We start from the raw sequence: 20293 nt of genomic DNA on the forward strand, positions 1-20293 counted from the left end.
CGGAACGGGTGGTGCCCGGTGCGCCGGGCCGTCGTGTCCCTCCGCTCAGAAGGTGCGGATCGCGATCTCGGCGGGAGCGGCGAGCAGCTCCTTGATCTCGTCGTCGAGCTTGACGAGCGTGATCGAGGCGCCGGCCATGTCGAGCGAGGTGCAGTACTCGCCGACATAGCTGCGGACGGGCCGGATGCCCAGCGCGGTGAGCTTCTCGTGGGCGATGCCGTAGAGCAGGTAGAGCTCCGAGATCGGGGTGCCGCCCAGGCCGTTGATCATCAGGGCGACCTCGTCGCCGTCGGAGTACGGCAGGTCGGCGATGATCGGGTCGAGCAGGAGGTCGACGATGTCGTTCGCAGGCACGATCTTCTGGCGGGCGCGACCCGGCTCGCCGTGGATGCCGACTCCGAGCTCGATCTCGTCCTCGCCGAGCTCGAAGAGCGGCGAGCCCTTCGACGGCGGCGTGCAGGCGGTGAGGGCGACGCCCATCGTGCGGGTGACGGAGTTGACCTTCTCGCCCACGCGGACGACCTCGTCCAGCTCCGCGCCCGCCTCGGCCGCGGCTCCGACCGCCTTGATCACGAAGAAGTTGCCGGCCACACCGCGGCGGCCGATCGTGTAGGTCGAGTCCTTCACGGCCACGTCGTCGTCGATGAAGAGCGTCCTGACCTTGATCCCCTCGGCGTCGGCGATCTCCTCCGCCATCTCGAAGGCCATCTTGTCGCCGGTGTAGTTGTTGACGAGCAGCAGCACGCCCTTCGCGCTGTTCACCCGGCGAGCGGCCTCGGTCACGTAGTCGGTGGGCGGCGCCGCGAACACGTCGCCGGGGCAGGCCGCGTCGAGCATCCCCTTGCCGACGACCATCACGTGGGCGGGCTCGTGGCCCGAGCCGGAGCCCTGCACGATCGAGACCTTCGCGTCGTTCGGCGCGTCGCTGCGCATCACGAGGTTGTACTCCGGGTCGTAGACGAGCGTGTCCGGGTTCGCGAGCGCGAGGCCCTTGAGCATCTCGGGGACGAACGCCTGCGGGTCGTTGACGAACTTCTTCATGGGTGGTTCCTCACTTCATCGTGGGTCGGGGAGTCGGGGGAGAGATCGCCGTGGCGGGGTCACCAGGTGTCGGCGATGCGCTCGGCCAGCACGGCCATCGCGATCGCGCCGGGATCGGGCGAGCCGATGCTGCGCTCGCCGGTATAGGAGGCGCGGCCGCGGCGGGCCTGGAGGGTCGAGGTCGCCTCGGCGGCCGACCGCCCGACGTCGGCGACGTGGCGGGCGATCTCGGCGGCGGGCCTGCCCTCCGCGGCGTCGGCCTCGATGGCGTCGGTCATGGGCACGAGCGCGTCGAGGAGGGTCTTGTCGCCGAGATCGGCGCCTCCGCGCTTCTTGATGCCCTCGATCGCGGCGCGGAGCATCGCGACGACGTCGGCGGGCTCGAGAGCCTGCTTGCCCTTGATCGTGATCGCGGCGCGGAGGAACGCGGTGCCCAGATCGGACCGGAGGTGCCGCCGATCCGGCCGCTCATCGTCGTGGCGACCTTCTGGAGGAACGCGCCGAGATCGGAGCGGTCGAACGTGTCGAACTCGGCGAGCACGTTCTCGAAGCCGCGGGCGAGGGAGTAGCCGAAGTCGCCGTCGCCGGCCACGGCGTCGAGGTCGCAGAAGTACCTCTCGTTGTCGACGCAGGTCTGCGCGATCAGCCGGACGGTGGACTCGAGCCGGGGTTCGGTGTCAGTGGTCATCGTGGTTCCTCGGATCGGTGCGGTCGGCGGGTGAGGAGGGAGGTCAGGGTGCCGAGGTCGACACGGTCGCCGACCGCGATGCCGCCCGGGTTCTGCAGCACGCGGGTCGGCTGCGAGGGAGGGTCGCCGAGGCTGTCCACGACGAGCGACGCCCCGGAGAAGTCCTCCCGGGCGGTGAAGCTGCTGACGGTGACGACGGTGGTGAGCCCGGCGGCGACGGCCGCCCGGAGCCCGTTGGCGCTGTCCTCGACCACGACGGCGTCGGACGACTCCACTCCGAGCGAGGCGAGCGCGAGCTCGTAGATGTCGGGAGCGGGCTTCTTCCGCGGGACGACATCGCCCGCGAACACCGCGAAGCGCTCGGCCGTCCCCGTGCCGACGGCGTGCTCGAGCACGGCGCGCACCGACGCCTCCGCCGAGGTGGAGGCGACGGCCAGGAGCCAGCCCGCGTCGAGCGCCTCGGCCACGATCCGTGCGATCCCCGGCCGGCCGGGCATCCGGCCGGAACGGACCATCGCGGTGTAGCGGCGGGTCTTCTCGGCGTGCCACTGCCTGATCAGCGCCTGCTGCTCCTCCGGGCTCTCGGGCAGTCCGGCCCGCCGGACGAACTCCGGGGTGAGGAGGGAGGCGAGGCGCTCCTTGCCGCCGCCGATGCGGAGGACCTCGGCGTAGTCGTCCTCGCTCCACCGGACGGGGAGCCCTTCGTGCTCGAAGGTCTCGTTGAAGGCCGGCAGGTGCCCGTCGCGCTCGGTGTCGGCGAGGACGCCGTCGCAGTCGAAGATCAGGGCGCGGGTCATCGGGAGCCGCCCCGGCCGTCGGCGCCGAACCACGCGATGTGCTCGGCGATGGTGTCGGTGACGGCGGTCGAGATCTCGGCGAACAGCTTCGGCGGATCCCAGGAGTCGGCGGCGCGCGCCCTCTCGAGGTGCGCCAGCGACGCCTGCATGTAGGCGTGCTTGACCGCCGTCGAGATGTTGATCTTCGACACCCCCGCGTCGATGAACGCGCGGAAGCCGGTCTCGGTGAGCCCGGTGCCTCCGTGCAGCACGATCGGCCGGTCGGTCAGGGCCGCCAGGGCGGCGGCGCGCTCGGGGAGGATCTCGGGATCGGCCTTGTAGAGCCCGTGGCTGGTGCCGAGCTGGGGGGCGAGCAGATCGGCGCCCGTCCGCTCGCCGACCTCGGCCAGCTGCTCGACGGAGTAGGCGTGCTGCGCGTCGTCGCTGCCGACGCCGTCCTCGACTCCGAGGATGTTCTCGATCTCGGACTCGACGTCGACCCCGGCGGCGTGGGCCTGCTCGACGACCTCCTCCGTCTCGCGGACGGCGTCGTCGAAGCCGCGGTCCGACGCGTCGAAGAGGACGGAGGACCAGCCCGCGGCGACGACCTCGTCGATCACCGCGCGGTCGGGGCAGTGGTCGAGGTGGAGCGCGATCGGCACCGGGGCGTCGCGGGTGAGGGCGCCGAACAGGGCCGTGACGAAGGCGCAGCCGGCCGTGCGCACGGTCTTGGTCGAGATCTGGACGATCAGCGGCGCACGGGTGCGCTCGGCGGCCGCGATGACGGCCCGCATGCTGATCTCGTCGAAGACGTTGACCGCGGGGACGGCGTAGCCGTCGCTCCGTGCGGCGCGGGTGAGAGTGCGGGTGGAGACGTCCACGGGGTGCGTTCCTCACTTCCTCGTGAGTGGTGCTGCGCGGCAACGGCGCGGCGCATGCGTACGGACCATACCTGCCTATACCGCCCTATACAAGTACGATTGCGCTTGACTGGCTGAGAACGACGGACAGGAGACGGAGCATGGCCGACCTCATCGATCGGAACTCCGCCGTCCCGATCTACCAGCAGCTCGAGGACATCCTGCAGGCCCGGATCGCGAGCGGCGAGTGGGCGGACGGCGGACGCGTGCCGTCCGAGAACGAGCTGAACCGCGAGTACGGGCTCAGCCGCATGACGGTCCGCGGAGTGCTCAACAAGCTCGCCGCCGACGGGCTCGTCGTGCGGGTGCCCGGCAAGGGCACCTTCGTCTCCCCGGAGAAGATCAGCGCGGTCTCACCGGCGTACCGCGGCATCCGCGAGCAGCTCGAGGTTCTCGGCTACGCCATCTCGACGCGGCTCGTCTCGCTCGCCCGCGGAGCCGCTCCCGCCCGCGTGCAGAAGCGGCTCGGGCTGACGTCCGACGACGAGGTCTTCGCGATCGTGCGCCTGCGCTCGGTCGACGGCAAGCCGCTGAGCGTGCACCGGTCCTTCGTGCCCGCGGCCCTCGCGCCGACGCTCGACCGCCTCGACGTCGTGGACGAGCAGCTGTGCGTGGTTCTCGAGGACCACTTCTCCCTCGACATGCACGACGTGTCGGAGGGTCTCGAGGCCGTGGCGGTCGCCGAGGCGGACGCCGCCCTGCTGGGACTGCACCGCGGTGATCCGGCGCTGCAGCTCACCGATGTGATCTCGAGCAGAGCCGGTGTCGCGTTCGAGTACTCGACGATCGTGTTCCGCGGCGACCGGATGCGCCTGCAGTTCGACTACACCCGGCCCTAGGACGCGAGGAACGCGTCGACCTGCGCGGGGGAGAGCAGGTGGCGGCGCACCATCAGGGCGGCGCCGCGGGCGCCCGGCGCACCGCGGGGCGAGGAGGGGACGATGTCGAGGGAGCGTGTCGCCAGCGGCAGGGAGCGGCGGTAGACCACCTCGCGGACGCCGGCGAGGACCTCGTGGCTCGCCTCCGCGATGCTGCCGCCGATCACGATGACGGAGGGGTTCAGCAGGTTCACGCAGGTCGCGAGCACCTCGCCGATGTCTCGTCCCGCCGCGCGGGTGAGCTCGACGGCGGAGGCGTCTCCCGCGTGCAGCAGGGCGACCACGTCGGAGGTGCTCGAGACGCCGAGACGGCGGGCGAGGGCCGAGCCGCTCGCGATCGCCTCGAGGTCGGCCTCGCCCCGGTCGCCGGGCACCTGCACGTGGCCGAGGTCACCGGCTGCGCCGAGGGCGCCGCGCTGGAGGACGCCTCCGCTGACGATGCCGGCGCCGATGCCCGTCGACACCTTCACGTAGAGGAGGTCGTCGACGTCGCGGTAGTGGTCGGCGTGCTCGCCGAGGGCCAGGAGGTTCACGTCGTTGTCGACGAGGACGGGCACGGCGAATCGGCCGCCGACGAAGGCGGGGATGTCGAAGCGGTCCCAGCCCGGCATGATCGGCGGCTTCACGGGGCGGCCCGTCGCGTGCTCGACGGGGCCCGGGACTCCGACGCCGACTCCTGCGAGCGGCGCGTCGCCGGGGATCCCGGCGAGCAGGGCGTCGGCGACGTCGAGGGCGTGCCCGAGGACGGCGAGCGGGCCGTCGGCGATCGCGATCGCCTCGCGCCTCTCGTCGAGGACCCGTCCGTCGAGGTCGGTGACGGCGATCGTCGCGTGCGCCGCGCCGAGGTCGATGGCGAGCAGCCGGCGGGCCGTGGCGTCGAAGGCGATCCGAGCGGCGGGGCGGCCGCCGGAGGAGGGGGCGTCGTCGCGGCGGACGACGAGACCCGATCCGGCCAGGGCGTCGAGCTGGGCCGAGACGGCGGCGCGGTGGGCGCCGGTCTCGGCGGCGACGTCGGCGCGGGTCCGGGCGGCGCCGTCCGAGAGGAGGAGCAGCAGCTCGCCGGTCGCGCTGAGAGCGGGTCGGCGGCGGGGCGGCATGGCGAGAGTCAACCACAGCGCCGCGGGCTTCTGCTCGGGTTGCCGTGACTTCATGCCGAGTATCACTCTGGTTTTGCTTGTCTCTCGACAGAAGTCGCCGTAGGGTCGGGACCACCATCCTTTCGACGTCGAATCAGGAGCACTCCCGGTGGCCTCACCCACAGACCTCTCCGTCCAGCTGTACTCGGTCCGCGAGCCCCTCGCCGCGGATCTGCCCGCCACCCTCGACCGGCTCGCCGGCATCGGCCTCACGAAGGTCGAGCTCTTCGACTTCGTGAACCTCGCCGAGGGCTATCGTTCGGCGCTCCCCGCCAGCGGGCTCACCGCTCCGAGCGCCCACGCGCGCCTGCTCGGACCGCAGGAGGGCACCTCCGTCGACGAGATCCTCGACATCGCCGCCTCGCTCGGCGTGCAGACCGTCATCGACCCCCACGTCGACCCCGCCCGCTGGACCACCGCCGATGACGTGAAGGCGATCGCCGACGAGCTGAACGCCCTGGTCGACTCCGCCGAGTCGCGCGGACTGACCCTCGGCTACCACAACCACTGGTTCGAGTTCGAGAACCGGGTCGACGGTCGGAGCGCCTACGAGCACCTCGCGGGCCTGCTCGACCCGCGCATGCTGCTCGAGCTCGACACCTACTGGGCCGCGGTCGGCGGTGACGATCCGGTGGAGGTGCTCGGCCGGCTCGGCGACCAGGTCCGCTTCCTGCACATCAAGGACGGACCGGTCTCGAGGGACACCGAGGCCCAGCAGCCCGCCGGCGCGGGCGCGATGGACATCCCCGCCGTGCTCGCCGCGGCACCGCAGGCGCTCCCCGTGCTCGAGTTCGACGCCTACGCGGGCGACATCTTCGAGGGCCTCACCACCGCCTACTCCTACGTCACCGGGATCGACGCATGACGGGCTCGGGCCGCGCCGGCGTCGGCGTCATCGGTGCGGGCAACATCAGCACCCAGTACCTCACGAACCTCACGACCTTCCCCGACCTCGAGGTGCTCTTCGTCGCCGACATCGACCTCGAGCGAGCGAAGGCCCAGGCCGAGGCGTTCGGCGTCCCCGGCTCCGGATCGGTCGACGAGCTCCTCGCGCACCCCGGCATCGAGATCGTCGTCAATCTGACGATCCCGGCCGCGCACGTCGAGGTCGCCCGTCGCGCCGTCGAGGCCGGCAAGCACGTCTGGACCGAGAAGCCCTTCTCGCTCGACCGCGACAGCGGAGTCGAGCTGCTGGCTCTCGCGAAGGAGAAGGGGCTGCGCGTCGCCACGGCGCCCGACACCTTCCTCGGCGCGGGTCTGCAGACCGCGCAGCGCGTCATCGAGAGCGGAGCCATCGGCACGCCGCTCTCGGCGATCACCCTGTTCCAGGGCCCCGGCCCCGAGGGCTGGCACCCGAACCCCGAGTTCTTCTTCACCGAGGGCGGCGGACCGCTGCTCGACATGGGGCCGTACTACATCACGACCCTCGTGCAGAACCTCGGACCGGTCGAGAGCGTCACCGCGGTCTCGTCGCAGGCGCGCGCCACCCGCGTCGTCGGCTCCGGCCCCAAGGAGGGCACCGAGTTCCCGGTGACCATCCCGACGCACATCGGCGGGCTGCTGCGCTTCGAGTCGGGGGCCTCGGCGCAGGGCGTCTGGAGCTTCGAGTCGAGCATGCTGCGGATGGGCTTCGTCGAGATCAACGGCTCGGAGGGGACCCTCGTGCTGCCGGACCCGAACATGCACGACGGCGAGATCACCCTCTACCGACGCGGAGAGAAGGAGCCGGAGGTCATCCCGGCCACGGGGTCGACCGCCTCGCGCGGCACGGGCGTGCTCGAGCTGGCGCGCGCGATCCGCGCCGACCGGCCCGAGGCCGCCTCCGGTGATCTCGCCTACCACGTGACCGACGTCATGCTGTCGCTCCTCGAGGCCGCGGAGACCGGCGAGAAGGTGCTCGTCGAGAGCACCGTCGTGCCGCGCCCCGCGCTGCCCGAGGGCTGGGACCCCACGGAAGCGACTCTGGTCCGATGAACGCGGCTCTCCGCGTCGGCGTGCTCGGCGGAGGCTTCATGGCCGCCGTGCACAGCCGCGCGGCCCGCAGCGCCGGGGCGGTGCTGGCGGGCATCGCCTCCTCCAGCCCCGAGAAGGGCGAGAGGGCGGCGAGCGAGCTCGGGGTCGAGCGCGCGTACCCCGACGCCCGGTCGCTGATCGAGGACGACGACATCGACCTCGTCCACGTCTGCACGCCGAACGCCTCGCACGCCGAGCTCGCCCTCGCGGTGATCGCGGTGGGCAAGCACGTCGTCTGCGAGAAGCCGCTGGCCGCCACGGTGGAGGAGGCGCGCTCGCTCGCGCGGGCCGCCTCCGCCGCCGGGATCGTCGCCACCGTGCCCTTCGCCTACCGGTTCCACCCGATGGTCCGCGAGGCGCGGGCCAGGGTCGCCGCGGGCGAGACCGGGCGACTGGTGACCGTGCGCGGCAGCTACCTGCAGGACTGGCTGCTGGGCGCCTCCGACGACAACTGGCGGGTCGACCCCGCCGCCGGCGGGCGCTCGCGCGCCTTCGGCGACATCGGCTCGCACCTGGTCGACCTGCTCGAGTTCGTGACGGGGGAGCGGATCGAGTCGCTCGCCTCGGTCACGAGCACGGTCCACGCCGAGCGCGGCGGCCGGCCGGTCGAGACCGAGGACGTGGCGGGCGCGATCGTGCGCCTGGCCGGCGGCGCGGTGGGCACCCTCCTGGTCTCGCAGGTGACCGCGGGGCACCGCAACGAGCTGGTGCTCGAGGTGTCGGGGCTCGAGGAGTCGCTGCGCTTCGAGCAGGAGCTGCCCGAGACGCTGTGGGTGGGCCGGCGCGACAGTGCCGTGCTCGTCCCGCGCGACGGCGCGATCCTCGCTCCGGACGCGGCGCGGCTCTCGATCGTGCCGAGCGGGCACCCGATGGGCTACCAGGACGCGTTCACCGCGTTCGCCCGCGACACCTACGCCGCCGTCGCGGGGGCCGAGGTGGAGGGTCTGCCGACCTTCGACGACGGCCTCCGCGCGGCGCTGATCACCGAGGCCGTGCTCGACGCGGCCGACTCCGGCGCCTGGGTCACCGTGCCCGACGACGCTCGCTGACGCGAGGGAACCCCGGACCGTCGAGGGAGCCTGCAGGTGCAGGCGGCCTCGACGGTCCGGGGTTCCCTCGGTGCAGGAGTCGCTACTCGGCGGTCTTCGCCGCGCGCTCGGCCTTGATGCGCGCCTGCTCGCGGCGCACCTCGGCGTAGCGGTTCTGCTCGACGCGCAGCCACTCGGGCACCTCGTCGAGCAGCGCCTGGATCTCCTCGGTGGTGAGGGCGTCGGTGACGCCTCCGCGGGCGAGCCCCGAGATCGAGACGTTGAGCCGCGAGGCGATCACGGGGCGCGGGTGCGGCCCGGTCTCGCGCAGCTGGGTCAGCCAGGCCGGAGGGTTCTCGACGAGCTCGTCGTACTGCTCGCGCGTGATCGCCGACTGCTGGAACTCCTCCGGAGTCGCGGGCAGGAAGATCTGCAGCTTCTTCGCCGCGGTCGCAGCCTTCATCGTCTGTGTCGCCTTGGCCATGCGGCAACCCTACCGGCGCCCGGTCGACCGCCTACCCTGGAGCGATGAGCGACGAGCCGGAGACCACCGATCACGAGGCGGCCTCCGAGCCCGACGACGCGATCGACGCCGGCCCCGTGCTCGCCGTCTCCCTCGTCCCCGGCGTGACGCCGACCAAGTGGACCCGTGTCTGGGGTCAGCGCCGCCCCGAGCTGCCGCTGCGCATCACCGTGATCGGCGAGCACGAGCAGGAGGAGGTGCTGCGCGACGGCCGCGCGACGCTCGCCTTCGTGCGCGGCGACCTCGCCTCCGCCGCCGTCAGCTCGATCCACCTGTACGACGAGCAGCCCGTGGTGGTGCTCTGGCGCGAGCACGCCCTCGCCGACGCGGAGGGCGTCGAGGTGGCCGACCTGGCCGACGAGCACCTCCTGCAGGACCCGGCGCAGGTGCCCGAGTGGGCGGCGCTCGCCGTCGAGGTCGCCGACGGCTCGCGACGGCCGCTGCCGGAGCTCCGGACGCTGGACGACGCGGTGGAGCAGGTCGCGGCGGGCGTGGGCGTGCTGATCCTCCCGCAGTCGGTCGCGCGCGTGCACAGCCGCAAGGACGTGGTCGCCGTCCCCGTCGAGGGCGTCGCGCCGACGGCGGTCCGCCTCGCGTGGCTCACGGAGGAGAAGACCGACGACATCGAGGACTTCATCGGCGTGGTCCGCGGCCGCAGCGCCACGACCACGCGCGGCACCGCCGCGACGCCGAAGGTCGAGTCGCGGGCCAAGGCCGCGAAGGCGAAGGCGCGGGAGGCGCGCGAGGCGGCCGAGAAGGCGGGCGGCGGCAGGAAGAAGCCCGCGCGCTCCAGTGCCCCGAAGGCGGTCGTGCGGCGGACCCGGAAGCCCCGTGGCCGCTGAGGTCCTGCTGCGCCCGGCCGCTCTCTCGGACGCGGCCTGGATCGCCGAGCTGCGCGCCGTCGTGATGCGCCCCGACCTCGAGCGGCTGGAGCGCTACGACGCGCAGCGGGTGCGGCGGCGCTTCCTCGACGGCTACCGGCCCGAGCGCACCCGCGTCATCGAGCTCGACGGCGAGGCGGTCGGCTGCATCGCCGCGCGGGTCGAGGACGACGCCGTGTGGATCGAGCACTTCTACCTCGACCCGTCGGTGCAGGGGCGCGGCATCGGCGGCGCGGTGCTCGCGCAGGTGCTGCGGGAGGAGGCGCTCGGCGACCGGCCGTTCCGCCTCGACGTGCTGCGGGGGAGCGGTGCGCGGAGGCTCTACGAGCGGCACGGGTTCCGCTACGAGCGGCCGGAGGGGGAGTGGGACGAGATCCTGGTGACGCAGGGGTCCGGCTCGTAGGAGGGGTCGAGGCGGCCCCGCACCGTGGATAGCATGAGCGCGATCACCCCCTCCGCCTCCCGCTCGTCCGGGACCGTTCGAAAGGGCACTCCGCCGTGTCCCTGCTCTCCCTCCGATCGGCCGCGGCAGCGGTCCTCGTCACCGTCCTCGCGCTCGGCGCGGCTCCTCTCGCCGCGGCGGAGCCGCTGCCCGGGGCGCCGCTGACCGCCGCGGCCGACACGATCACCGCGCCGGCGCAGGCGATCGTGCCCGAGGGCGAGGAGCCGTGGGAGCCCAGCGCCACCACGCCGCTGCCCGAGGTGACCGCTGCCCCTGCCGCCCGGTCCGCGGCGGGCGCCGCGGCCTCCGCGAGCGCCGCGGCGAGCATCTCGGGCACGGTCAGGGTCGAGGAGGCGGACGGCTCCGTCGCCTCGACGATGCCGAGCGACGCCTCGCTCTCGGTCGAGGTCTGGACGCCGGACGGCACCTCCCTCGGGCTGTGGCCCGTCGCCGCCGATCTCACCTTCACCGCCGGCGGGCTCGAGGCCGGCCGCTCCTACTACCTCCTCCTCCGCGACGACATCTCGCCGAGCTACGCGTCCACCTGGTACGGAGGCAGCATCGTCGCGGTCGGCGCCGTCCCGCTCCAGGCACCGGCCTCGGGCGTCGAGATGACCACGTCGCGGGTCGGCTCGATCTCGGGCACCATCGGCGGCGTCTCCGGTGATCGCCGGATCGACATCTGGTACCGGTACCCGACGACCGGGAGCTACTACCTGATGGACTCGCAGGACATCCGCGTGTACTTCGGCGACCCGTACACGTTCCCCGCCGTCCCCGCGGGCGACTACCTCGTCAGGGCCTCGACCCAGTACGGCAGCATCGACGACACCTACTGGGACCACGTCCGCCGCTCCGGCGAGGCGAGCGACGTGCCGGTCGCGGTCGGCGGCGCGGTCAGCGGGATCGACCTCGCACTCGACGACCAGTTCCTCTTCTACACCGGGCGGCTGGCCGGGTCCGACCGGTACGCGACCTCGGTCGCGGCGACCAGCGCCGTGTTCTCGCCCGGCATCCCCGTCCTCTACCTCGCGAGCGGGGCGAAGTGGCCGGACGCGCTGAGCGCGGCCCCCGCGGCGGCGGCTCAGGGCGGCGCGCTGCTGCTCACCGACCCGGACCGCCTCCCTCCCGTGGTCGCCGACGAGATCCGCCGGCTCGATCCGGCCAGGGTCGTCGTCGTCGGCAGCGACCTGAGCGTCAGCCCCGCCGTCTTCGGCGCGATCCGCTCCCTGGTCCCCGACACGAGCCGCATCGGAGGCGGCGACCGCTACGACACGTCCCGCAGGATCGTCGCGGACGCCTTCGGCACCGGTCCCTACGAGGAGGTCTTCCTGGCGACCGGGACCAACTTCCCGGACGCCCTGTCCGCCGCTCCGATCGCCGGCTGGCGCGGTGAGCCCGTGCTGCTGGTCGACGGGGCGACCTCCCGCGTCGATGCGCCGACCGCGGCGACGCTGCAGGACCTGGATCCGGAGCACGCCGAGTTCGTCGGCGGCACCCCCTCCATCTCGCAGGCCTACCAGGACGACGTGACCCGCCGCGGCTTCGCCGACACGGTGTCGCGGATCGCGGGCTCGAACCGCCACGACACGAGCGTCGAGCTCAACCGCGCCTACCCGCAGTCGCTGCTGCAGGACACGGTGTTCTTCGCCGCGGGGGACTCGTTCGCCGACGCGCTCTCGGGAGCGACCAGCGCCGCCGCGATCGGCTCGTCGGTGCTCCTCACGGAGCGCGACTGCGTGCACGACTACACGGTCGACTTCATGGGCACGAGCTCGAAGAACTACGCGTTCCTCCTCGGCGGCGAGCCGACGCTCACCTCGGACGTCCAGAACCTCGTGGTCTGCGAGTACCGCTGACGGGCGCGCAGGCTGCTGTCGGCGGTCGCGGCTAGGGTTCCCGACATGCCCACGAGCGACGAGACCTGGACCCTGGCCGACCACGACGTACCCGTCTACCGCAGTGGGGACGGCGAGCACGCGCTCATCGTCATCCACGAGGTGTGGGGAGTGGACGGGCACATCCGCTCGGTCGCCGACCGCTACGGGGCCGAGGGGTTCCGCGTCGTCGCGCCCGAGCTGCTGGCCGAGAGCGGGCTGCTCGAGCAGCTCGACACCGAGCAGCGCGCCGACTACGACCACCCGGTGCGGCGGCTGCCCCGCCAGGTCGAGCTGCGCACGTTCTTCGCGCCGGTCTTCACCCCCGCGCACGCGAAGCGCTCGGTGGCGATCCTGCAGGCGCTCGTGAGCCGGCTGCTGAGCGAGGAGGGCGTGCTCAGCGTCTCGGTCACCGGGTTCTGCTACGGCGGCACCTTCAGCTACGCGCTGGCGCTGGCCGAGCCGCGCCTCGCCTCCGCGGTGCCGTTCTACGGTCACTGCACCGCCTCCGACGAGGAGCTGGCGGCGCTCGAGGTGGCGGTGCTGGCCTTCTACGGCGACCAGGACGCTCCGCTGATGGAGCAGGTGCCGCGGATCCGCGAGGCCACCGCCGGCAAGGACGTCGAGCTCGTCGTCTACCCGGGTGCGGGGCACGCGTTCTTCAACGACTCCAACGCCGGCACGTACGACGAGGCGGCGGCGACGGACGCCTGGCCGCGCGCGCTCGCGTTCCTCCGGGCCCACGCGATCTGACGCGCTCGATCCGTCGCCACTCGCTGGTCGAGTAGCCCGGCAGGGGCGTATCGAGACCGACCGGCGTCAACAGAGGCTTCTGAAGTCCCTCTCTCCTGACGCCGGTGGATCTCGACACGCCGCGCTTCGCGGGCTACTCGATCAGCAGGCTGGTGAGCGGAGCCGTCGTCAGGCGACGTCCTTCACGTGGCCGCCCTTGATGTGCAGGCGGCGCTGGGCGCGGCGAGCGACGGCGGAGTCGTGGGTCACGATCACCAGGGTCAGGCCGAGGTCCTTCCAGAGCGTCTCGAGCAGCGTCATGATGTCATCGCGCGTGTCCTCGTCGAGGGCGCCGGTCGGCTCGTCGGCCAGCAGCACCTTCGGGTTCTTCACCAGAGCGCGAGCGATGGCGACGCGCTGCTGCTGACCGCCCGAGAGCTCGGCGGGCAGGTGGTCGAGGCGGTCGGCCAGCCCGACGGAGGCGAGGGCCTCCCTCGCCCGCGAGGCCCGCTCGGCCGCGGGGACGCGCTGCGGCGCGAGCGCCGTCTCGACGTTCTCGAGCGCGGTGAGCGTCGGGATCAGGTTGAAGCTCTGGAAGACGATGCCCACCTCCTTCGCCCTGACCGCCGCGAGGCGCCCGTCGCCGGCCGAGGAGATCTCGTCCTCGCCGAGCACGACGGTGCCCGAGGTCGGCCGGTCGAGCGCGCCGAGCATCTGCAGCAGCGTCGACTTGCCGCCGCCCGTGGGCCCCTGGATGGCGACCATCTGGCCGTCCGGGATCGAGAGCGTGACGTTCTTCAGCGCCGTCACCGTGGTCTTGGCTCCGTCGTAGCTCTTGCTGACGTTCGTGAGGGTGTACATGTCGGTGTCCTTCGGTCGGGGGTGGGCCGGCTCAGCCGACGGAGCGGAGGGCGGCGGCGGGGCGGAGCCGGGCGGCGCGCCAGCCTCCGACGGATCCGGCGAGCAGGCCGCCGAGGACGGCGAGGCCGACGGCGAGCAGGATCACGGGGACGGTGATCGGGAGCGACAGGGCCACTTCGGTGGCGGTCGCGGTCTGCGCGCCGGGGCCGCCGCCTCCGAAGCCTCCGCCGGGGCCGGCCGCGGCGGTCGTCGTGGCGGAGCTCCCCGAGAGGGTCGGCGCGATCATGTTGACCACCGCGACGCCGATGAGCCCGAGCACGATGCCGGCGGCGCCTCCGATCAGGCCCTGGACCACGGATTCGCCGGCGACCTGGCGGACGATCGAGCCGTTGGTCCAGCCGATCGCCTTGAGGGTGCCGAACTCGCGGGTGCGCCGGGTGACGCCCGAGATGGTGAACAGAGTCGCGATCAGGAACGCGGCGGCGAGGACCAGCAGGGAGAGCCAGGTGCCGAGGCTGGCGACCAGGTCGCCGGCGGTCGAGAGCGAGCCCGAGACCGAGGAGGCGAGGTCGGACTGCGTGGACACGGTGGCGTCGGGCAGAGCGGACTGGATGTCGGTCTGGATCTGGGTGATGTCCTCGGAGGACGCGGCCTGCACGTAGACGGACGAGACCATGCCGGCCTGGCCCGAGAGCGTCTGCGCGACGTCGAGGGGGATGTAGGTGTCGGAGGCGGTCGACGCGTCGGTCGAGTCGGAGGTGACGATGCCGATCACGCTGAACTCGGTGCCGCCGATGTCGAGGGTCGAGCCGACCGAGAGCTCGGCGGTGGTGGCGTACGAGGAGTCGATCAGGACCACGTTCTGGCCCGCGTCCTCGGCGGTGAAGGTGCGGCCGTCGGTCAGGCTCACATCGGCCAGGGGGCCGATCGCGGAGCCGGCCGGGTCGAGTCCGAGGACCGAGAAGGAGTCGACGTCGAACGAGGATCCGCCCGCGCCGTCGGGGCCGCCGGTGGGCATCTCGCCGGTCGTGCCGGCTCCGGGCGCGGTGCCGGTGCCCATCTGGCTCATGTCGGGCAGCTCGCCGTTGAAGGTCGTGTTGGTCAGCGACAGCACGCCGATGGCGTTCTGCACGTTGTCGACTCCGAGCACGGTGTCGACGGCTCCGGCGTCGAAGGTGGTCGTGCCGCGGTCGGCCTCGAGGCGCGACTGGCTGACCGAGGTCGTGCCGTCCTCCGTCGTGCCGTCGGTCGAGCCGAAGTCGAACTGCTGGCCGGGTCCGCCCTCGGTCGGCGCCTCGGCGGCCTGGGTCACGGTGATGTCGGTGCCGACTCCGTAGACGGATTCGAGGACCGAGGCCTGGGCGTTCTGCACGCCGGCCGAGAACGAGTTGACGAGGATCACCAGCGCGATGGCGAGCGCCATCCCGGCCGAGATGATGACGGTCTGCCGTCGCCGATTGGTGAGCTCTCGCCTGAGGTAGGTGGCGAACATGGGTTCCTTCGATCGGAGGTGGATGGGCCTGTGGCAGTGACGGTAGGCAGCCGGGCTATGCGGGGCGTCTCCGGGTCCTATGCGTTCCCGATGCGAAGGGGTTCCCCGGGGGAGGTGCCGGGGCCTAGGCTCGCGGCCACCCGGACCGAGCTGACGGAGGCGCCGATCATGACTGCGACGAGCGACACGACGACCGCCCCGCCCGAGCTGAAGCGGGTCCTCGGCCCCAAGCTCCTGCTCCTGTTCGTCGTCGGCGACATCCTCGGCACCGGCATCTACGCCCTCACCGGGCAGGTCGCGGCCGAGGTCGGCGGCGCCGCCTGGCTGCCGTTCCTGATCGCGTTCGTCGTCGCGACGCTCACCGCGTGCTCGTACCTCGAGCTCGTCACCAAGTTCCCGCAGGCCGCGGGGGCCGCGCTCTACGCGCACAAGGCTTTCGGGATCCACTTCGTCACGTTCCTGGTCTGCTTCACGGTGATGGCGAGCGGGATCACCTCGGCGAGCGCCGCCTCCGGAGCGTTCGCGAGCAACTTCGCCATCGGGTTCGGGCTGGGCGACGGCGCGGGGACCCGGCTGAGCATCGCGCTGGTCTTCATGGTCTGCATCGCGCTCGTGAACCTGCGCGGAGTGGCCGAGAGCGTGGGGCTGAACGTCGTGCTGACCCTGATCGAGCTCTCGGGTCTGCTGCTGGTGATCTTCGTCTGCTTCTTCGCGGTCTTCGGCGGCGGCGCCGACTTCTCGCGGGTCGTCGCGTTCGAGAGCCCCGAGGACAAGTCGCTCCTGCTCGCGGTCAGCACCGCGACCTCGCTGGCGTTCTTCGCGATGGTCGGCTTCGAGGACTCGGTGAACATGGCGGAGGAGACGAAGGAGCCCAGCCGCATCTTCCCGAAGGTCATGCTGACCGGGCTCGGCATCACCGCCGTCGTCTACGTGCTGGTGTCGACCCTCGCCGTGGCGATCGTGCCGGTCGGCGAGCTGGCCGGCAACGACACTCCGCTGGTCACGGTCGTCGAGACCGCGGTGCCGGACTTCCCGATCTCGACGCTGCTGCCCTTCATCTCGCTCTTCGCCGTCGCCAACAGCGCGCTGATCAACATGATGATGGCCAGCCGCCTCCTCTACGGCATGAGCAGGCAGGGTGTCCTCCCGCCGTTCCTGGGGAACGTGCTCGCCGGCCGGCGGACGCCATGGGCGGCGATCCTCTTCACGACCGTGATCGCGCTCCTGCTCACCGCGTACGTCTCGCGCGACCCGTCCGACCCGATCGCGGTGCTCCTGGGCGGCACCACGTCGCTCCTGCTCCTCGCCGTCTTCGCGGTGGTGAACGTCGCGGTCCTCGTGCTGCGGAGGCAGCCGGTCGAGCACGCGCACTTCCGGACGCCCACCGTGCTGCCGGTCCTCGGCGCCGTCGCGTGCGTCTACCTGGTGCTCCCCATCACCTCGGGGCGCGACATCGCGCAGTACGAGATCGCCGCGGTGCTGCTGGTGATCGGCGTCCTGCTGTGGTTCGCGACCTTCATCGACCGCCGGGTGCGCGGCTACGCGCGGTCGGCGTCGGTGGAGGACATGGAGTCGGCGGACCCGGCGAAGGAGGGCTGACCGCCTCCGGGTGCCCACAGGGACCGCATCGGGTGGTCATAGGCTGTTCATAGGAACATGCCGATACTGAGGAGACATGAGCATCCCGGCCCCCTCGAAGCACGTCGCCTCCGCGCAGCGCACCCGCCTCAAGCGCGCAGACGGATCCCCGATCCGCGTCCTCGTCGTCGACGACGAGAGCACCCTCACCGACCTCCTGCAGATGGCGCTCCGCTACGAGGGCTGGGAGGTGCGCACCGCAGCGGAGGGACGCGCCGCGATCTCGATCACCCGCGAGTTCCGCCCCGACGTGATCGTCCTCGACGTGATGCTCCCCGACATCGACGGTCTGCAGGTGCTCCAGCGGGTCCGCGCGGACGGCAGCGAGACCCCGGTGCTGTTCCTCACCGCGAAGGACGCGCTGGACGACCGCATCGCCGGGCTCACCGCGGGCGGCGACGACTACGTCACCAAGCCGTTCTCGCTCGAGGAGCTCGTCGCCCGGATGCGCGGCCTCATCCGCCGCTCCACGCTGCTCGCGAACGACGTCGACGACCCCGAGGTCGTCGTGGGCGACCTCGTGCTCAACGAGGACAGCCACGAGGTGCGCCGCGGCGACGCGGAGATCGAGCTCACCGCCACCGAGTTCGAGCTGCTGCGCTTCCTGATGCGCAACCCGCGCCGGGTGCTGAGCAAGGCGCAGATCCTCGACCGGGTCTGGTCGTACGACTTCGGCGGCAAGTCGAGCGTGGTCGAGATCTACATCTCCTACCTCCGCAAGAAGATCGACGCCGGCCGCTCGCCGATGATCCACACGGTGCGCGGCGCCGGCTACATGCTGAAGCCCGCGGAGTAGTGGCTCGCCCGCGCCCGACCCTGGGCGACTTCGCGACCCGCTCGGCGCTGCGCCGCTCCCGGGACGCCCCGAGAGCGCCGTGGACCCTCCAGAGACGGATGGTCGTCGCCGTCGTCGCGATGGTGGCGATCACGGCGGGCATCGTGGGAGCGGTGAGCGTGCTCTCGCTGCAGGGGATCCTGCTGCAGCGCGCGGACCAGCAGCTGAACCAGTCGCTGCAACGGCTCACCGAGTTCGACGGGCCGAGTCAGTTCGCGGACGCGAGCCCGGTCGAGCGCGCGACCAGCTGCCCCTCCGGCCCGTTCGGCGGCGGGCCGAACCAGAACATCAACACGATCACGGCGCTCCAGCGCTCGGACGGCACCTACGTCGGCACGTACGTCGACGTCGACAACGACTGCCAGGAGTTCGCCGAGCCGGCCGACTCCGTGCTCGCGCAGGTCGCGACGGCCTCCGATGCCGTGACCGTCGATCTCGGCGGTCAGCTCGGGCAGTACCGGGCCGAGGCGACCGTCGTGGACGGCGCGGTCGTCATCGTCGGAGTCCCGCTGAGCGACGGGCAGAGCACGCTGCGCTCCCTCACCGTCGTCGTGGTCATCGTCGTGCTCGCCGCGATGCTGCTCGTCGCTCTCATCGCGACGGCGATCATCCGCGTGGCCCTGCGCCCCCTGGGCCGGGTCGAGGCCACGGCCACGCGCGTCGCCGAGCTCCCCCTCGAGCGCGGCGAGGTCGAGCTGGTCGAGCGTGTCGCGGAGCGCGACGCCGACACCCGCACCGAGGTGGGCCGGGTCGGTGCCGCGTTCAACCGCATGCTCGACCACGTCGGCGGTGCTCTGGAGGCGCGCCAGGCGAGCGAGAACAAGGTGCGGCAGTTCGTGGCCGACGCCTCGCACGAGCTGCGGACCCCGCTCGCCGCGATCCGCGGCTACGCCGAGCTGCCGCGGCGCGGCGACGCCGAGCTGCCCGAGTCGGCGACCTACTCCCTCGACCGGATCGAGTCGGCCGCGACCCGGATGACCTCGCTGGTCGAGGACCTCCTCCTGCTCGCACGGCTCGACGAGGGCCGCGATCTCGAGAAGGAGCCCGTCGACCTGACGATGGTGCTGATCGAGGCGGTGTCGGACGCGCACGTCGCCGGCCCCGACCACGAGTGGGATCTCGAGCTGCCGGAGGAGCCCGTCGAGATCCGCGGCGACGGCTTCCGGCTGCACCAGGTGGTGGCGAACCTGCTCCGGAACGCCTCGGTGCACACGCCTCCGGGCACCCGCGTCGTCGCGGCGCTGTCGGAGGGGCGCGACGACCGCGGACGGCCGATCGCGGTCGTCGAGGTCACCGACTCCGGGCCCGGGATCGACCCGGCGCTGGTGCCGGTGCTGTTCGAGCGGTTCGCGCGCGGCGACTCCTCGCGGGCGCGCACGACGGGCTCGACCGGGCTCGGGCTGGCGATCGTGGCGGCGGTGGTCGACGCGCACGGCGGCCGGGTGCTGGTCGAGTCGGCGCCGGGGCGGACGCTCTTCCGGGTCGAGCTGCCGGCGGGGGAGCGCTAGACCGACACCCCGAGGCGGCGGCGGGCGTCGTCGAGCGTCCGGACGACCTGCACGACCTCGTCGAGCGGGTGCAGCGGCGACTCGGTGCGCCCCTCCGCCACGTACTGCGCGAGGTGCAGCGCCTCCCAGGCGAGTCCCTCGCCGCCCTGCAGGGGCGACTCGTCGCTCCAGCTGCCGCTCTCGGAGCCGCGGGTCAGCGTCACGCCGCTCGGGCTCCAGAACGACGGGTGCACGTCGATCCGCCCCTCGCCGCCGGCCACCCAGGCCGCCTGCGGAGTGTCGGCCAGCACGGTGGACGTCGCGATCGACTGCACACCGTCCGCGTGGCGTCCGACGATGGTGGCGGTGGCGTCGACCCCGGTCGAGGTGAGACTCCCCGACACCTCGGTGCTCTGCGGCGTGCCGGCGATCATCGAGACGAACGAGGAGGCGTAGACACCGACGTCGAGCAGGCCGCCGCCCGCGAGCGCCGGGTCGAAGATGCGGCTTCTCGGGTCGAAGGGGAACGCCGCGCCGAAGTCGGCCGACACCAGCGCGAGCGGGCCGACGGCGCCGTCGGCGACGAGCTGCCGGACCACGTCGGTGTGCGGCAGGTAGCGCATCCACATCGCCTCCATCGCGAAGACTCCGGCGTCCCGCGCCGCGTGCACGATCATCTCCGCCTCGCCGGGCGTGGGCGCGAAGGGCTTCTCGACCAGGATGTGCTTGCCCGCCGCGATGGCGAGCAGGGCCTGGCGGGCGTGCTCGGAGTGGGGAGACGCGATGTAGACGACGTCGACCTCGGGGTCGTTCACGACCGCGTCGTAGCCCGCGGAGGCGCGCTCGATGCCGAAGCGCCGGGCGAACCGCTCGGCGCGCTCGAGCGAGCGCGAGCCCACGGCGACGACGCGCTGGCGCGTGTGCTTCTGCAGGGCCTCGACGAAGCTGCCGGCGATCCCGCCCGGGGCGACGACCCCCCACTTCAGGACGGGCGAGTCGAGGAGGGAGGGGAGCCGGGGTTCCGGGAGCGTCAGTGCCATCCGTC

At 72.4% G+C, this 20293-nt stretch carries 20 protein-coding genes and 1 pseudogene; 11 read left to right on the top strand and 10 right to left on the bottom strand.

Going from position 1 to position 20293, the window contains the following annotated elements:
- Positions 1-45: 45 nt before the first annotated feature.
- The 5 genes and pseudogenes from dhaK to GSU68_RS04330 form a co-directional block, all read right to left on the bottom strand.
- Positions 46-1041: a dihydroxyacetone kinase subunit DhaK gene (gene dhaK / locus GSU68_RS04315; protein ID WP_159905860.1), complete on the bottom strand. Its 996-nt coding sequence runs from the start codon at positions 1039-1041 to the stop codon at positions 46-48.
- Positions 1042-1100: 59 nt separating this feature from the next.
- Positions 1101-1478: a DAK2 domain-containing protein gene (locus GSU68_RS19825; protein ID WP_348272520.1), complete on the bottom strand. Its 378-nt coding sequence runs from the start codon at positions 1476-1478 to the stop codon at positions 1101-1103.
- Between the two features lie 53 nt (positions 1479-1531).
- A pseudogene (locus GSU68_RS19830) lies at positions 1532-1729 on the bottom strand (dihydroxyacetone kinase subunit L); the annotation flags it as partial.
- Positions 1726-2526 (bottom strand): HAD-IA family hydrolase, encoded by an 801-nt coding sequence (locus GSU68_RS04325; RefSeq protein WP_159905861.1) that lies wholly within the window; start codon positions 2524-2526, stop codon positions 1726-1728. The pseudogene GSU68_RS19830 and the gene GSU68_RS04325, both read right to left, overlap by 4 nt.
- Positions 2523-3386 carry a class II fructose-bisphosphate aldolase gene (locus GSU68_RS04330; RefSeq protein ID WP_159905862.1) on the bottom strand — a complete coding sequence of 288 codons (864 nt, stop codon included), beginning with the start codon at positions 3384-3386 and terminating at the stop codon, positions 2523-2525. The genes GSU68_RS04325 and GSU68_RS04330 overlap by 4 nt, the downstream gene beginning before the upstream one ends.
- A 140-nt stretch (positions 3387-3526) precedes the next feature.
- Here GSU68_RS04330 and GSU68_RS04335 point away from each other — a divergent pair, with 140 nt between their 5' ends.
- Complete coding sequence (locus tag GSU68_RS04335) at positions 3527-4264, top strand: GntR family transcriptional regulator (protein WP_159905863.1); 738 nt, start codon at positions 3527-3529, stop codon at positions 4262-4264.
- On the opposite strand, the gene GSU68_RS04340 is transcribed toward GSU68_RS04335, so the two are convergent.
- Positions 4261-5454, bottom strand: coding sequence for an ROK family transcriptional regulator (locus tag GSU68_RS04340; RefSeq protein ID WP_244259387.1), 1194 nt, complete (start codon positions 5452-5454; stop codon positions 4261-4263). The genes GSU68_RS04335 and GSU68_RS04340 overlap by 4 nt on opposite strands.
- A gap of 94 nt (positions 5455-5548) precedes the next feature.
- Here GSU68_RS04340 and GSU68_RS04345 point away from each other — a divergent pair, with 94 nt between their 5' ends.
- The 3 genes from GSU68_RS04345 to GSU68_RS04355 are packed head-to-tail and all read left to right on the top strand — an operon-like array spanning position 5549 to position 8501.
- Positions 5549-6304 (top strand): sugar phosphate isomerase/epimerase, encoded by a 756-nt coding sequence (locus GSU68_RS04345; RefSeq protein ID WP_159905864.1) that lies wholly within the window; start codon positions 5549-5551, stop codon positions 6302-6304.
- Entirely contained in the window at positions 6301-7413 is a 1113-nt protein-coding gene (locus GSU68_RS04350) for a Gfo/Idh/MocA family oxidoreductase (protein WP_159905865.1), read from the top strand. Before GSU68_RS04345 ends, GSU68_RS04350 begins: the two co-directional genes overlap by 4 nt.
- Positions 7410-8501: a Gfo/Idh/MocA family oxidoreductase gene (locus GSU68_RS04355; protein ID WP_159905866.1), complete on the top strand. Its 1092-nt coding sequence runs from the start codon at positions 7410-7412 to the stop codon at positions 8499-8501. The genes GSU68_RS04350 and GSU68_RS04355 overlap by 4 nt, the downstream gene beginning before the upstream one ends.
- An 82-nt stretch (positions 8502-8583) precedes the next feature.
- Here the strand turns inward: GSU68_RS04355 and GSU68_RS04360 are convergent, their stop codons facing one another.
- A complete protein-coding gene (locus GSU68_RS04360) occupies positions 8584-8964 on the bottom strand; it encodes a DUF5997 family protein (protein ID WP_159905867.1) in 381 nt (126 codons plus the stop codon).
- A gap of 44 nt (positions 8965-9008) precedes the next feature.
- On the opposite strand from GSU68_RS04360, the gene GSU68_RS04365 reads away from it, so the two are divergent.
- From GSU68_RS04365 to GSU68_RS04380, 4 genes are all read left to right on the top strand, one after another.
- On the top strand, positions 9009-9845 hold the full coding sequence (locus GSU68_RS04365; RefSeq protein WP_159905868.1) for a LysR substrate-binding domain-containing protein: 837 nt from the start codon (positions 9009-9011) through the stop codon (positions 9843-9845).
- The gene (locus GSU68_RS04370) at positions 9835-10287 is read left to right on the top strand and encodes a GNAT family N-acetyltransferase (RefSeq protein WP_244259388.1); all 453 of its coding nucleotides are present in this window, start codon (positions 9835-9837) and stop codon (positions 10285-10287) included. The genes GSU68_RS04365 and GSU68_RS04370 overlap by 11 nt, the downstream gene beginning before the upstream one ends.
- Before the next feature lie 95 nt (positions 10288-10382).
- Positions 10383-12185 carry a cell wall-binding repeat-containing protein gene (locus GSU68_RS04375; protein ID WP_159905869.1) on the top strand — a complete coding sequence of 601 codons (1803 nt, stop codon included), beginning with the start codon at positions 10383-10385 and terminating at the stop codon, positions 12183-12185.
- Positions 12186-12230: 45 nt separating this feature from the next.
- Positions 12231-12956, top strand: a complete 726-nt coding sequence (locus tag GSU68_RS04380; RefSeq protein ID WP_159905870.1) for a dienelactone hydrolase family protein — start codon at positions 12231-12233, stop codon at positions 12954-12956.
- Between the two features lie 168 nt (positions 12957-13124).
- On the opposite strand, the gene GSU68_RS04385 is transcribed toward GSU68_RS04380, so the two are convergent.
- Positions 13125-13796, bottom strand: coding sequence for an ABC transporter ATP-binding protein (locus GSU68_RS04385; protein WP_159905871.1), 672 nt, complete (start codon positions 13794-13796; stop codon positions 13125-13127).
- A gap of 31 nt (positions 13797-13827) precedes the next feature.
- Positions 13828-15288: an FtsX-like permease family protein gene (locus GSU68_RS04390; protein WP_159905872.1), complete on the bottom strand. Its 1461-nt coding sequence runs from the start codon at positions 15286-15288 to the stop codon at positions 13828-13830.
- A 168-nt stretch (positions 15289-15456) separates the two neighbouring features.
- On the opposite strand from GSU68_RS04390, the gene GSU68_RS04395 reads away from it, so the two are divergent.
- The 3 genes from GSU68_RS04395 to GSU68_RS04405 all read left to right on the top strand — a co-directional run bounded on the left by GSU68_RS04395 (position 15457) and on the right by GSU68_RS04405 (position 19269).
- The gene (locus tag GSU68_RS04395; RefSeq protein WP_159905873.1) at positions 15457-16887 is read left to right on the top strand and encodes an APC family permease; all 1431 of its coding nucleotides are present in this window, start codon (positions 15457-15459) and stop codon (positions 16885-16887) included.
- A 76-nt stretch (positions 16888-16963) separates the two neighbouring features.
- On the top strand, positions 16964-17722 hold the full coding sequence (locus GSU68_RS04400) for a response regulator transcription factor (protein WP_159905874.1): 759 nt from the start codon (positions 16964-16966) through the stop codon (positions 17720-17722).
- Positions 17722-19269: a HAMP domain-containing sensor histidine kinase gene (locus tag GSU68_RS04405; RefSeq protein ID WP_208544646.1), complete on the top strand. Its 1548-nt coding sequence runs from the start codon at positions 17722-17724 to the stop codon at positions 19267-19269. Before GSU68_RS04400 ends, GSU68_RS04405 begins: the two co-directional genes overlap by 1 nt.
- Here GSU68_RS04405 and GSU68_RS04410 read toward each other — a convergent pair.
- Entirely contained in the window at positions 19266-20288 is a 1023-nt protein-coding gene (locus GSU68_RS04410; RefSeq protein ID WP_159905875.1) for a Gfo/Idh/MocA family oxidoreductase, read from the bottom strand. The genes GSU68_RS04405 and GSU68_RS04410 overlap by 4 nt on opposite strands.
- Between the last annotated feature and the right edge of the window lie 5 nt (positions 20289-20293).

Origin of the sequence: Rathayibacter sp. VKM Ac-2759 (genome assembly GCF_009834225.1) — a bacterium.
Taxonomy (GTDB): domain Bacteria; phylum Actinomycetota; class Actinomycetes; order Actinomycetales; family Microbacteriaceae; genus Rathayibacter.